The 12,146-nt window shown below is 41.7% G+C and carries 15 protein-coding genes and 1 pseudogene; 6 read left to right on the forward strand and 10 right to left on the reverse strand.

Going from position 1 to position 12,146, the window contains the following annotated elements; all coding sequences use genetic code 11:
• Positions 1 to 104 precede the first annotated feature (104 nt).
• A complete protein-coding gene (locus tag V7K67_RS16200; RefSeq protein ID WP_335167436.1) occupies positions 105 to 242 on the forward strand; it encodes a helix-turn-helix domain-containing transcriptional regulator in 138 nt (45 codons plus the stop codon).
• 46 nt (positions 243 to 288) lie between these two features.
• On the opposite strand, the gene rfbB is transcribed toward V7K67_RS16200, so the two are convergent.
• The 4 genes from rfbB to V7K67_RS16220 all read right to left on the reverse strand — a co-directional run bounded on the left by rfbB (position 289) and on the right by V7K67_RS16220 (position 3,989).
• Positions 289 to 1,350: a dTDP-glucose 4,6-dehydratase gene (gene rfbB / locus V7K67_RS16205; protein WP_335167430.1), complete on the reverse strand. Its 1,062-nt coding sequence runs from the start codon at positions 1,348 to 1,350 to the stop codon at positions 289 to 291.
• Between the two features lie 49 nt (positions 1,351 to 1,399).
• On the reverse strand, positions 1,400 to 2,398 hold the full coding sequence (locus V7K67_RS16210; protein ID WP_335167432.1) for a glycosyltransferase: 999 nt from the start codon (positions 2,396 to 2,398) through the stop codon (positions 1,400 to 1,402).
• A gap of 136 nt (positions 2,399 to 2,534) precedes the next feature.
• Entirely contained in the window at positions 2,535 to 3,236 is a 702-nt protein-coding gene (locus tag V7K67_RS16215; RefSeq protein ID WP_334705862.1) for a DUF6391 domain-containing protein, read from the reverse strand.
• Between the two features lie 489 nt (positions 3,237 to 3,725).
• Positions 3,726 to 3,989, reverse strand: a complete 264-nt coding sequence (locus tag V7K67_RS16220) for a helix-turn-helix domain-containing protein (RefSeq protein WP_069073632.1) — start codon at positions 3,987 to 3,989, stop codon at positions 3,726 to 3,728.
• A 361-nt stretch (positions 3,990 to 4,350) separates the two neighbouring features.
• Between V7K67_RS16220 and V7K67_RS16225 the strand changes: the two genes are divergently transcribed.
• Together V7K67_RS16225 and V7K67_RS16230 are read left to right on the forward strand one after the other, a co-directional pair.
• Positions 4,351 to 5,328: a carbohydrate kinase family protein gene (locus tag V7K67_RS16225; RefSeq protein ID WP_334729109.1), complete on the forward strand. Its 978-nt coding sequence runs from the start codon at positions 4,351 to 4,353 to the stop codon at positions 5,326 to 5,328.
• A gap of 286 nt (positions 5,329 to 5,614) precedes the next feature.
• Entirely contained in the window at positions 5,615 to 6,046 is a 432-nt protein-coding gene (locus V7K67_RS16230; protein WP_334705859.1) for a DUF6006 family protein, read from the forward strand.
• Between the two features lie 55 nt (positions 6,047 to 6,101).
• Here the strand turns inward: V7K67_RS16230 and V7K67_RS16235 are convergent, their stop codons facing one another.
• Positions 6,102 to 6,782, reverse strand: a complete 681-nt coding sequence (locus V7K67_RS16235; RefSeq protein WP_334729135.1) for a polysaccharide deacetylase family protein — start codon at positions 6,780 to 6,782, stop codon at positions 6,102 to 6,104.
• Between the two features lie 341 nt (positions 6,783 to 7,123).
• Here V7K67_RS16235 and V7K67_RS16240 point away from each other — a divergent pair, with 341 nt between their 5' ends.
• From V7K67_RS16240 to V7K67_RS16250, 3 genes are all read left to right on the forward strand, one after another.
• Positions 7,124 to 8,008, forward strand: coding sequence for an RnfABCDGE type electron transport complex subunit D (locus V7K67_RS16240; protein WP_334729108.1), 885 nt, complete (start codon positions 7,124 to 7,126; stop codon positions 8,006 to 8,008).
• 66 nt (positions 8,009 to 8,074) lie between these two features.
• Positions 8,075 to 9,457, forward strand: a complete 1,383-nt coding sequence (locus V7K67_RS16245) for a DUF2330 domain-containing protein (protein ID WP_334729107.1) — start codon at positions 8,075 to 8,077, stop codon at positions 9,455 to 9,457.
• A 159-nt stretch (positions 9,458 to 9,616) separates the two neighbouring features.
• Positions 9,617 to 9,874, forward strand: coding sequence for a hypothetical protein (locus tag V7K67_RS16250; protein WP_334729106.1), 258 nt, complete (start codon positions 9,617 to 9,619; stop codon positions 9,872 to 9,874).
• A gap of 105 nt (positions 9,875 to 9,979) precedes the next feature.
• On the opposite strand, the gene V7K67_RS16255 is transcribed toward V7K67_RS16250, so the two are convergent.
• From V7K67_RS16255 to V7K67_RS16275, 5 genes and pseudogenes are all read right to left on the reverse strand, one after another.
• The gene (locus V7K67_RS16255; protein ID WP_334729105.1) at positions 9,980 to 10,531 is read right to left on the reverse strand and encodes a DUF6887 family protein; all 552 of its coding nucleotides are present in this window, start codon (positions 10,529 to 10,531) and stop codon (positions 9,980 to 9,982) included.
• Positions 10,528 to 10,719, reverse strand: coding sequence for a DUF6888 family protein (locus tag V7K67_RS16260; RefSeq protein WP_334729104.1), 192 nt, complete (start codon positions 10,717 to 10,719; stop codon positions 10,528 to 10,530). The genes V7K67_RS16255 and V7K67_RS16260 overlap by 4 nt, the downstream gene beginning before the upstream one ends.
• A gap of 121 nt (positions 10,720 to 10,840) precedes the next feature.
• Positions 10,841 to 11,206, reverse strand: coding sequence for a clan AA aspartic protease (locus V7K67_RS16265; RefSeq protein WP_334729103.1), 366 nt, complete (start codon positions 11,204 to 11,206; stop codon positions 10,841 to 10,843).
• Positions 11,203 to 11,475 (reverse strand): hypothetical protein, encoded by a 273-nt coding sequence (locus V7K67_RS16270; protein WP_334729102.1) that lies wholly within the window; start codon positions 11,473 to 11,475, stop codon positions 11,203 to 11,205. The genes V7K67_RS16265 and V7K67_RS16270 overlap by 4 nt, the downstream gene beginning before the upstream one ends.
• A 106-nt stretch (positions 11,476 to 11,581) precedes the next feature.
• Positions 11,582 to 11,802 (reverse strand): annotated as a pseudogene (locus tag V7K67_RS16275) (IS4 family transposase); the annotation flags it as partial.
• Positions 11,803 to 12,146 lie beyond the last annotated feature (344 nt).

Genomic DNA, 12,146 nt, shown 5'->3' on the forward strand with positions numbered 1-12,146 from the left:
ATGGCGAGGCAACTTTACTATCACTAATTTTTTACCGATGGTAGGTGTAATATCAGCTTACCTGCTTTGTATACCAATTAGATAGCTAGGGGATAGCCGAGCAAATAGGCATGACACGTCGGGGATTGCAAAAAGCCTTATCCAGCAATGGCAACCCGCGCCTTGAAAACGTCAATTCCATCATAAAGGCACTGGGAGATTACCTCACGCCACAAAAAATCATGCCTCCATCGACAGAGTAAATCACAACAATTATCGATGGTGACACTATTGGGTGCAGAATGTGGGTTAAAGATAATTTTTGCGATAGTAAGCTTGATATTCCGCAGACAGCAGAGGTTCCCACCAATCTCGATGATTGAGATACCATTCAACAGTTAAACGTAAACCCTCAGCAATTGTTACTGAAGGTGTCCAACCAAGCTCAGTTTTAATCTTATTCGCATTAATTGCATATCTCCTGTCGTGTCCTTGTCTATCTTTGACAAAAGTAATCAACTGTTTTGCTGGACGCACTGGTAAATCAGATGCTAATTCATCCATCATCTGACACAAAAGTTGCACAAGGTTGATATTTTCCACCTCATTATTGCCACCAATATTATATGTTTCTCCTGGTTTACCCTGATTAATTACCACATCTAAAGCACGGCAATGATCGCCCACATAAAGCCAATCGCGGACATTTTTACCATCACCATAGACAGGTAATGGTTTCCCGATCAAAGTGTTGATACACATCAGGGGAATTAGCTTTTCAGGAAACTGATAAGGTCCGTAATTATTAGAGCAATTTGTGATAATGGTTGGCAGTCGATAAGTATGATAATAAGCACGTACTAAATGATCGCTACCTGCTTTTGAAGCTGAATAGGGACTATTGGGAGCGTAGGATGTCGTTTCAGAAAAAGCTGCATCATCTGCGCCCAGACTACCGTAAACTTCATCAGTAGAAACGTGTAAAAAACGATAATCAGGTGGCTGTGCTTTTGTCTCCCAATGTTGCCGAAAAGCTTCTAGCAGGGTGAAAGTTCCTACCACATTAGTTTGTACAAAAGCAGCGGGCCCAAGAATCGAACGATCGACATGAGATTCAGCGGCAAAATGGGCGATGGTATTAATATTTTCTGTTGGTAATAGCTCGTCTATGATGGTGCGATCGCAAATATCCCCCTGCACAAACCGGAAATTCTCTCCACCCTCAACCAGCACCAAATTCAGACGATTCCCCGCATAGGTAAGAGCATCCAACACCACCACGCGATCGTCAGGATAAACCTGACACCAGTGATGTACAAAATTTGCCCCAATAAACCCCGCACCCCCAGTAACTAATAACCGCCGACTCATTCAATTTCCTCTCTTCTCTCTGTGATCTGTGCGCCTCTGCGGTTTGTTTCTATGATTTAAAATATTTCTTCCTCAGCTTCCCATATATCCTCTGAGCGAGTAATTTCGCCACCCGTATTTTCGTCAAACTCTTAATATTAGATGGCTGCTGGATTTTGTGGTCAAAAAACTCATTCAACTCATCCAGAATAACTTGGAAACGCTGAATAATATTTTCAGTCCGATGTTCAACCAAAAATTCTTCAGATAAGCTAACTGCTCCCGAAGACTCAATTACCTTCAGAATACGTTGGACATCATATTCTTGAGAATATCCAGCAATTTTATAGCAATTAAATCCCGGATCTAAGTAATCAGCCAATCCACCGTTAACACTTGAAAATACTTGACAGCCACAGGCAAGAGCTTCCATTGGTTGTAGACCAAATCCTTCACTAACGCGCAGTTGTGCCCAATACTCAGCAGAATCATAGAGGTAAACTTTAGCTCGGTTGAATAGTCCAGGTAAATCCTCTATGTATGAATCAACAACCAATACTTTACAACGTTTTTGCAACGCTGGAATCAATTCTTTAATTAAATACTCAGAAGACTTCCGAGCTTGAACTAAAACATCAATATCTCGTTCCAGACCTAAATTTTGAAACTCATCAGAAATTTGATTGGGCAAATAATAAATCAGAGAATTAGGTGATTTTTCTCCCCAATATCCCATTGTATAGCGGCTAACGGTCATGATTGGAATACTTGCAGGTAGTCTAAATGGATAACCTGCGCTATGTGCATGGTAAACAACATTGTATTGTTTAAGTTTAGCCACGAGTTGAGCTATATCAAATCCCCAACTGATAACAAAAATTACATCATTTAAATTTTTCTCTTCTAGCAAATCATCGATAAAAAGCTTATCTTTTTCTCGTTGATGGTAAGTTACAACATCAGCACTACAAATATGCTGAACTAGATTAAGTGCTTTTAATTCTGCCCAAAGACCACCACAGGCAAATTTGCCATCTGTACCGGGGAGTAAGAAGTAAAGTTTTCTCATAATTTATTTTTTAGGGGAAGATGAGGGAGCAGGGGAAGATGAGGGAGTAGGGGGAGATGAGGGAGTAGGGGGAGATGAGGGAGTAATATTTTCTTTATCCTCCTCATCCCCCTCATCCTCCTCATCCCCCTCATCCCTACTCTTGCCAGCCCACTTTAACAAAATGTGCCTCACGTCCCCAAACGTCGCGTGTACGGGTAATATTTTCAATTGCTAGGTTAAAAGGAATGGCAGTTGTTAGGTAACGTTGTGCCATAGAACCTAAATCAGGCGCGAGTTCTGCGGCTGTCGTTGCTGCTAACCCCAAACCTATAAGTTGCTCGATTGGTCGAAATGGTAGCAACAGATGCACACCCACAGCTAGTCCAGCCGTTAAGAGCATTGCTACTGATAAATTTGTGCCACAACGGGGATGTACAGCCAAATCCCATTCTCCGCTGGTGATGCGATGTCGAGCAAGTGTGACTGCACGCCGCAAATCACTAATATTTACCTCACCATAGAGGTAGAATCCATGTTCAGTAGACAAACCGCCTAATAGCTCATTATCTAGTTGAACATTAGTGGATTCTCCTCTAGCAGGATAGGCACTTTTTGATTCGCTGAGAACCCAAACAGTAGCATGTTCTAATGCATGAACCTGCCGCAACATCAAAATTTCTTTCAACCCTGGAATAAACGATAGCTGTCTGAGTAAGTCGGCGTCTTGTGTGGGTTGCGGAAAGTCTGAAAATTGGTCTTCAAGACTCGGAACTTTCTCAGATACAGGTGTCGTAAAATCAAAGTTAAAAAATTCAAAGGGAGACGAGCTACCCTGAAAAGAAGCGGAAGTATTCATTGGAACACTACTCCCAAAGCCGATGGGGCAACATAGATTTCTTTCAAATGTAACGCTTGCACCACTGAATTGTTGCTAATTTTTGTAGATGATTTTTAGTTAGGGCATTGGGCATTGGGCATTGGGCATTGGGCATTGTAGATGGTTCTCCCTATTTCCCAGTCCCCAGCCTCCCCTGCTCGGATAAGCAGGGGAGGCTGGCATTGCTTTCTTAGGCAAAACTCTTCCCCTGCCTCCATTTCTCCCCCATTCCCCATTCCCCATTCCCACATCTGTTCTGCTGAATAAGAAATTCTGATCTTTATAGTTTCCGAGTCCGAGGGTCAGCTGGCTCCACTAACATAAAATCCGGCTGAGTGAAGGACTCGGAACTTTTGGTAGAGTGTTCACACTGAAAACTTAGGCGTGAAGATGGGAAAATCAGTAAAACTCAAAATTGGCTTGTAACTATACCAGACCAAAGCAATTACGTTGCTACTAGTAAATTGTTTATTCGATCTGGTTAGGCAGAGTACAGCAATTGACATCGTTCAAACAGACTTTGCCCCACTGTAAAGCCCAGCGGACAAGGGCTACTCGATTTTCTGTCTCGGTCTTGGTGAGAATATTACTGATATGGTTATCAACTGTACGCTTGCTAATCTCCAGTTTTCCTGCAATCTCTTGGTTAGTTAAGCCAGCGGCTACTAAGTCGATAATTTGCAGTTCTCTGTCTGACAGACTAACGGGGGTCTCAGACTTGCCACCAGCCATGACTATTTCTATCCTCCCTTGGTATATGTACTCAATCGCTCTTTCTAATTCTAGAAGATTCTTTTCTTGGTAGGGGTTTCAAGTGTTAGCAGTAATAAGATTGTCAATATTTTCTTTGGATTTCAAGTTGGCATCCAGATAAAACACTCAGTCTTGAAAGTAATAAATATAGCTCAATAAAACGAAATGTCGTCTAAGCACTTAGCTGAAATAAGTGAGATTAAAAGCATGTACATATTATATAAGTAGTAAAAATTGCCATTTAATTCTATGAAGGACTGGCGACAGATTAGCAAAAATTATTGTAGATTTTATACTGTAAATTCCTAATCACAAATCGAAATCTAAAATTTAAAATGAGATGAGCAATCCCCGTGTTTTGTGCCTTGGTGAAATTTTGTTTGATTGTTTAGCCGATCAATTGGGGCTAGAGCTGGAAGAAGTGAAATCTTGGACTCCTTACCCAGGAGGGGCACCAGCTAATGTCGCCTGTGCTTTAGTCAAGTTGGGAACATCAGCGGGATTTATTGGAGCTGTTGGCGAAGATGAACCAGGGAATGCATTGGTCAAGCTATTACAAGATGTAGGTGTAGAAACGACGGGTGTACAACGCTATCCCACAGCGCCAACGCGGCAAGTTTATGTTACACGGGATCTGGCTGGCGATCGCACCTTTGCCGGATTTGGTCAGTATGATACTTCTGAATTTGCCGATGCTCACCTGCAAGCTAAACAATTGTCAGATTCACTGTTTCAAGAGGCAGATTTTCTGGTTTTGGGTACTTTGGAATTAGCCTATCCTGAAAGTGAAGAGGCAATTCACCGCGCTTTAGAGTTAGCAGAACATTATGACTTAAAAATTGTGTTGGATGTCAACTGGCGTCCTGTATTTTGGGATGAACCAAACATCGCCCATCAAAAAATTCCAGAATTATTTAAGCGAGTTGATTTCCTGAAACTCTCTAAAGAAGAAGCGGAATGGCTATTTGAAACCGCAGATCCCGGAGCCATCACTTACCGTCTAGCTTCCATTGAGGGGGTACTGGTGACAGATGGGGAAAATGGTTGCACTTATTGTCTGGGTGAGAACGAAGGCAAATTACCCTCGTTTTCCATTCCTGTAGTTGATACAACTGGTGCAGGAGATAGCTTTTTGGCAGGATTTATCCATCAGTTGAGTCAGAATGGTATCCACGGCTTGCGGGATGCAGAAATCGCAAAACGCATTGTCACTTATGCCAGTGCTGTTGGAGCGCTGACTACCATTAAAGCAGGTGCGATCGCTTCCCAACCTACTGCTGCTGAAGTCGAAGCTTTTCTCGCCACACATCAACTTTAGGAACTAGCACAAGCTACTGGGATATCAGCCACCAAAGGCTGATATTCTCAATAGTCTGTCAATAATTGATGGATAAATTCACTGTAGAGACGGCGATTTATCGCGTCTCTCTAATCGTCAAAATGAATTTGACAGACTAGTAGTTGGACTCTAGAAAACGCATCAAAAGTCTTGAACATGAAAAAAATATTAAATCTTAATGCTTTAATTAACTGCATAAACAGCAATGCTGATACATATAAGTGAATAGAAAATAAAAATTAGCTTAAGGTATTGGGAAAGCATTATGAAAAACATTACAAAATGGCTTTTGGGTTTGGCGATTGTTCCTGCAAGTTTGGTATTAGTATCTAGTCATGCTAAAGCCAGTCAGATAGCTGGTGAGTGGTTCTTTGGTCTCTGGGATTGTAATATTGACGGTAGACCAGCCCAAATGCAGTGGAAAGTAGTCGATGACCCACAAACTAGTTGTAGTGGTGATGTTTGCTCTACGACTTCTGGTGTCCGTCTTGTCGGACGGTTTAGTGATAACGGTAGTGCGTGGGTTCCTCTAGGAAAACGTTTTTCCAGCACAAAAAGACAGGATTTAGGTATTCGTTATTTAGGTGCAGAACAAGATAACTGGTATCTCAAATACAACAGTCGTACTAAAATCGCAGATGGTTGGACGACATGGCGAGGTAAGCGCTACCCACTGCAATGTCGTAATCGCAGATAAACTTTAATGCCGAACACGCTAACACCACATTTTGATTTAACTTGACAGGCTAATACTAAAGTATGGTCTTAACTTGCTGCCACAGAGTATCAACATTCACAAACTCATAACCTTGTTGTAGCAGTTGCGGAATGAGAATTTGAATTGTGGCAGCAACATCTTGTCCACCGCAAGCACCATCATGTAAAACAATTATTGAGCCATTTTTGACCTGCTGCATAATTCGCTCTATCACAGTGGTTACACCTGGACGTACCCAGTCTTCTGGTACAACGCTCCACATCACTGGGCGGTAATTCCACTGAAAGAACAATTTTAAAGTAGCAGGTGTAAATAAACCATTGGGGGGGCGGACATCTCGCACTTGTTCGGGTTGCAGATTGCAGGCGTTGTAGATAGCAGCTTGGGTTTTTTCTAAAGTTTCCTTTAAGTCATTTGGGGAAAGCATCGGGAAAGAGCGATGATCGTAACCATGCAATCCGATCCAGTGTCCGCGATCGCTAACGGCTTTTGCAATGGCTGGTGAACGATTGACGCAAACACCCAACCAAAAAAAACTCGCTGTAATGTTGTAACGATCTAATACAGCCAAGACTTCAGGTGTGTATTGTGGATGTGGCCCATCATCGAATGTGAGTGCGATCGCTTTAACATGGGGATTTCCACTCCAAAGGCAGTTGGGAAAACTCGGCTGAAGAATGCGGTAGAAAATTGGGAAGAGGGGAGCTAGTTGCATTTTGCGTTTATCTGCTGCTGACAACTTTTTGTAGGTGTTGCTTACCAAACTGCGTAGGCGTAGCCCGTCGTAGACATCACACCGCATACAATGCCTCAATATTCTAGCCAAATTGGATGCCTTGGTAAGCGATTGCCACAGGAGGGGCAAGGAAGCACAGGATATCTTTCAGCAGTTCTCATAATAGTGACATACTTTTATACTAAACCTCTCTCTCTTTTACCAAGAAGATGGGGAGAGCGTGGATGCTTTGTAACAAAATCTGTAACAGCAACACTATTTGACCTAGCACTCGTCTAAATTGATGAGAAATCTACGGGTAATCGCGGAATGGATGGTTAATGTTGCTAAAAGATATACGAGATTATCAAATTTTATTTCTCGGCTTGTTCCTAGTCTTGGGAATCGGTACACGAGATTGGACGCTGCGACCAGAATTGATTGGGGTAGCGATCGCCACAAGTCTAGCAACTCAATGGATATTGTCATTAGTCATTGGTCATTGGTCATTAGCAAACAACATAGACGCCCCAGCGGCTTCCCGCAGGGTAGGACAAAGCCCAAATCTTCGCAGTGCTTTAATTACCTCACTGGGATTAAGTTTACTGTTGCGGGCTGACCACTGGACGACAATGGCAATAGCGGCAGTACTTGCGATCGCCAGCAAATTTATTTTCCAAGTCGGTGATAAGCATTTCTTCAATCCCGCCAATTTCGGCATCATATCTGCCTTGATTCTCACCCCCGATGCTTGGGTTTCGCCGGGACAATGGGGTGAAGAGTGGTGGTATGGGCTATTATTTCTCGGTACTGGTGGCATGATTTTGCATCGCGTTGGTCGTTGGGACACCACAGCAGCTTTTTTAGGTTCCTACTCTTTGCTAGAAGCCATTCGCAACCTCTGGCTGGGTTGGACTTGGGATGTTTACTGGCATCGATTGATGAGCGGATCTTTGCTGCTGTTCGCCCTATTTATGATTACAGATCCGCGATCAATCCCTAATTCCCGAATTGGGCGTGTAGTTTGGGCAATCTGCATCGCCGGATTAACTTTTATCCTGCGAAATTATTTCTTTATTTCCACAGCAGTTTTCTGGGCGCTGTTTGCCCTTGCACCGTTGAGCATCTTACTAGATGTTCTCTGGTTAGCGCCGAGGTTTGCTTGGCAAAAGGGAGATGAGGGAGATGGGGAAGCAGGGGTAGAACTCCTAACTCCTAACTCCTAACTCCTAACTCTTAACTCCTAACTCCTAACTCCTAACTCCGCACTAAAAAAGTAGAGGTATAAAATAATGAAGTTTTTTCGACTTTTAACGCCATTATTGTTAGCAATTGTAGCTGTTTTGTGGTTTGCACCCGCAGCTTGGGCATTTTGTGGATTTTATGTAGCCAAAGCTGATACAAAACTGTATAACAAAGCTTCTCAGGTGGTAATAGCGCGGGATGGGGAACGCACTATCCTAACAATGGCAAACGACTTTCAAGGCGAAGTCAAAGATTTTGCAATAGTAATACCAGTGCCAACAGTGCTGCAAAAAGAACAAGTTCACGTGACTGAACCCAAGATTATTGAGCGCCTAGATGCTTTTAGTGCGCCGCGATTGGTAGAATATTTTGACTCAGATCCCTGTGCCCCAACAGGTAATTATGATCGGATGGATGCAGTACCAGCGCCAACTGCCGCTAGAAGTGAAGCTGGGAATGCAAGGGGCGATGCTAGTTTAGGTGTAACAGTCGAAGCTCGTTTCAATGTTGGCGAATATGACATTGTGATCCTCAGTGCGAAAGAATCTGGCGGACTCGAAACTTGGCTCAAACGCAATGGCTACAAAATCCCCAGAGGTGCGAAACAGTTACTTCAGCCTTATATTCGCTCCTCAATGAAATTCTTTGTTGCCAAAGTAAACTTGGATAAATTTGAGGAATCTGGCTATCAGTTCCTCCGTCCGCTACAAATTTCCTACCAATCGCCTAAATTCATGCTGCCAATTCGTTTAGGTATGATCAATGCCACAAAAGAGCAGGATTTGATTGTCTACATTCTCTCACCCCAAGGACAGGCAGAAATCACCAACTACCGGACTGTGAAAATTCCCTCCGACGCAAACGTTCCCTTGTTTGTCAAAGAAGAATTTGGAGAATTCTACAAATCCATGTTTCAAACTGCCTACACCAAAGAAGACAGGAAAGTTGGTTTTTTAGAATACGCTTGGGATATGAGTAGTTGCGATCCTTGTTCTGCTGAACCCCTAACCCCAGAGGAACTCAAGCAAGCAGGCGTATTTTGGCTAGATGATAATTCTGCAAGCGATGTGCCAGTAAGCCCCGGTTTTCGTCGTCCCTTTCCCAGAAGTAACAATGTCTTCATCTCTCGGCTGCATGTCCGCTACACCCGCGACAAATTCCCTGAAGACTTGATATTTCAACAAACTGCTAACAGAGAATCTTTCCAAGGGCGTTATGTTTTGCAACATCCGTTCCAAGGAGAACTCAAATGTCAGGCGGGTAGAGAATATAAACGGTCTTTGCCCAAGCGTTTTGAACAAGAAGCGCAAACTTTAGCTAAACTAACCAACTGGAAAATCCAAGACATTCGTAACAAAATGAAGCTGAGTGTCGGTAATTTGAGATATTCTTGGTGGGAAAATTTATTGTCCTGGGTAGGATTGTATTAAAAGGAATGGTTACGGTATAGGGACAAGTCCTAAATAATCCTTGCTTGGTAAGATACAAGCCTTAGTAGGCAAGGATTTAGATTGAGTAAAATTATCAACAAATATGAAATACATAGTAGTTTAGAAGGTAAACCAGATGAGTAACCACATTAAGAGTCTATGGTAACAGCACAACCTATCACTATTGATTTGTTTGCTGGGGCTGGCGGCTTTGGTCTAGGTTTCGAGATGGCAGGTTTCTCTGTTCCACGTTTAAATCCATATAAACCATCACATCGAGAAGAGAGATTCGACGAGAAGTTTCTTTGCCAGTACAATCAGCTAGGTAATGCTGTACCACCTATTCTTGCTAAAGCGATCGCACTTCATCTTCAAGAGAAATTAGAGCTATGCCCAAAAGCGATAGGAACCCTTTAGTTCACGGCTCTAATCTTGAACAAAAGGAGAATCACCGCACAAAATACAGAGATGTTGACAGTAAAAAATATCTTCAGTGAGATTAGAACTGAGTACAGCGAAGTTTTAAGTAGCCTCTGTTGAGAAAATAAAAACCTCTGCTGCTTGAGTCGGCCAAACAAATAGGTTTTGCTTTGCAATATCCAGGTCAATAGCAACGGCTTCTGTTTGTTTTATAGAGTTATCTTGACCTCTATATTTGAGCAACGTAGTAAATTGACCAATTTCTAGACTTGGTTCACTGATGCGTATTTGCAGTGGCGGGTTAATTTGAATTGGTTCCCAGATTCCAGTTGCTTGATCAATTTCTATTCCAGTAAGATGATGCTTGGTAACAAATTTATTATCTAAATGATTCCACCATTCAGAAATTATCTGAGCTTCTTTAGTATATTTTGGTGTATTATTACAGTACCAACGAATAGCATTGGAACTGTATTTAATTGCTTCTTTAACTTTGTCTTCCCAATTCTCATCATTCAAGTCTAGGCTGATCATTTGCCCTTCAGACTTTGAGCGATCGATATACACATGGAAAGCTGCAACATCTTCTCGGCGAGTGAGAACATAGCGACGTAGTTCATTGAGATTCATCGCTTCATACTTAGCTACTGTCATGGTTCATACCCTCCGGTTGGTTTAATCTCAAAGTCCAGATTTTCGCCAGCAAGTATGTATAAGTTTCCAGTACGTTCATCTACCCTAACAAGTTCGATGTTTGTGTATGGCCATCCAGGGTAAATGACATTAGTAAGTCGATAACAAAGCCTGTAGAGTCCCTGAGTTTGTTCGTTTGTGGGCTTCATATCCACTTTACTTGATTTACCTACTGATTATATCGGTAAATAATACCTGAAATCCACCTGCGAATGGCGATCGCAACATCTTAACTATTAATACAAGCTCCAACTTTTGCCAATAAAGCAACTATAATTCATCAATTGTTACTAAACCGCCCTCGATAAACTGTATGACTAGTTCATGCTCATCAAGTAAAGCAGTTCCTAATAGAGGTAGTCGTCCTGTAGCAAGTACATTCACTTCCCGTTCTTCTCCATTCCAAATAATGGTAGCTTGATGTACTGGCAAGATTACATTACTATTGTCAGCTAAATTTGCATACATATCGTACACAAAAGGAAAACCCAATAAAGTCACTGCTGCTGGGGGTAAGGAAAGAAACTCTGTAAAACCTGTATCGATAACAAATTCAATAGTAAAGTCTGATTGATTGGGCAGTCGAAATATGATATTAACGGTTGCGCGTCCGTTCTTGACAATACCAGAAATCACCGATAATCGCGCTCCATCTCACCACTAAAGGAAACAGCGACTTTGTAACCAATGCGAATGCCAAAAAGTCTAGCAAATGGGTTTTTATTACGTAAATATCGCGCCGATTCTATGCCCATTTTATCAACTGCGTATTCACCTGTTTCTATATCAATGATCACCATTTTACCGATGTTTTCTTCTCGCTCCACTTGTTGACGAATGCTATTTTCATATAATTCTTTCGCACGTCGTCCAACTTCTTCGCGGCTTAAAAGTATGGCTTGCACGCTCTGGCTCCTTAATTCTTGATTTGTATTGATTCTATCTCATCAATATATAATTAATTATGTGCGTTAGGATTCGCGCAGCCTCTCGTAGAGAAGAGAAGCTCACCGTTCGATGTAAATTTGCTTTAGAGAAAGTAGAAATATCTACCTCAAATCCTGTGTTGTTTAATCTATTAAACAAATCTCGCATACTTGTTAAGCTGTTATCCAGAGCAAAAGAAGCAGCCAGCACTCAAAGAACAGACGACTGTTCAATACTGGATAATCGTTTTTTGGCAGTCCCCTCAAGATATCTTTGACAATCTTGGGAAATGAATTTATAATCACTATCAAATAGATATACTTTAATCTTCCGCCCAAAATTTAACATATTTTGGGCTATTTTTATCGAATTTTTATTAACATTCAACACTTTTGCTATTAATGTATTTGAAGACTGTTGTTGATTAAGAGTTTTTACTCCCATCACTGTATTGACAAAGTTTTCAAGTATTCCCGTATTCTTGGGTTTATTCATAATTAAGAGATTGTGCCTAGTTTGTAATTAGTAGTAATCAGTCATTATATGATGTCTAAGTATCCGCTCAATAAATCGGGGTAGTGCAAAAAAGAAAAAGTAAATAGATGCACATAGCATCGTAGAATAAATCACATGGCGCAAAAGCAATCTC

This window comes from Nostoc sp. (assembly GCF_036917155.1).
Classification (GTDB): Bacteria; Cyanobacteriota; Cyanobacteriia; order Cyanobacteriales; family Nostocaceae; genus Nostoc.

Excerpts from the sequence above, each read along its gene's own strand:
- rfbB (WP_335167430.1), bottom strand. The coding sequence starts at position 1,350 with ATGAGTCGGCGGTTATTAGTTACTGGGGGTGCGGGGTTTATTGGGGCA.
- V7K67_RS16210 (WP_335167432.1), bottom strand. The coding sequence starts at position 2,398 with ATGAGAAAACTTTACTTCTTACTCCCCGGTACAGATGGCAAATTTGCC.
- V7K67_RS16215 (WP_334705862.1), bottom strand. The coding sequence starts at position 3,236 with ATGAATACTTCCGCTTCTTTTCAGGGTAGCTCGTCTCCCTTTGAATTT.
- V7K67_RS16220 (WP_069073632.1), bottom strand. The coding sequence starts at position 3,989 with ATGGCTGGTGGCAAGTCTGAGACCCCCGTTAGTCTGTCAGACAGAGAA.
- V7K67_RS16225 (WP_334729109.1), top strand. The coding sequence starts at position 4,351 with ATGAGCAATCCCCGTGTTTTGTGCCTTGGTGAAATTTTGTTTGATTGT.
- V7K67_RS16230 (WP_334705859.1), top strand. The coding sequence starts at position 5,615 with ATGAAAAACATTACAAAATGGCTTTTGGGTTTGGCGATTGTTCCTGCA.
- V7K67_RS16235 (WP_334729135.1), bottom strand. The coding sequence starts at position 6,782 with ATGCAACTAGCTCCCCTCTTCCCAATTTTCTACCGCATTCTTCAGCCG.
- V7K67_RS16240 (WP_334729108.1), top strand. The coding sequence starts at position 7,124 with ATGTTGCTAAAAGATATACGAGATTATCAAATTTTATTTCTCGGCTTG.
- V7K67_RS16245 (WP_334729107.1), top strand. The coding sequence starts at position 8,075 with ATGAAGTTTTTTCGACTTTTAACGCCATTATTGTTAGCAATTGTAGCT.
- V7K67_RS16250 (WP_334729106.1), top strand. The coding sequence starts at position 9,617 with ATGGTAACAGCACAACCTATCACTATTGATTTGTTTGCTGGGGCTGGC.
- V7K67_RS16255 (WP_334729105.1), bottom strand. The coding sequence starts at position 10,531 with ATGACAGTAGCTAAGTATGAAGCGATGAATCTCAATGAACTACGTCGC.
- V7K67_RS16260 (WP_334729104.1), bottom strand. The coding sequence starts at position 10,719 with ATGAAGCCCACAAACGAACAAACTCAGGGACTCTACAGGCTTTGTTAT.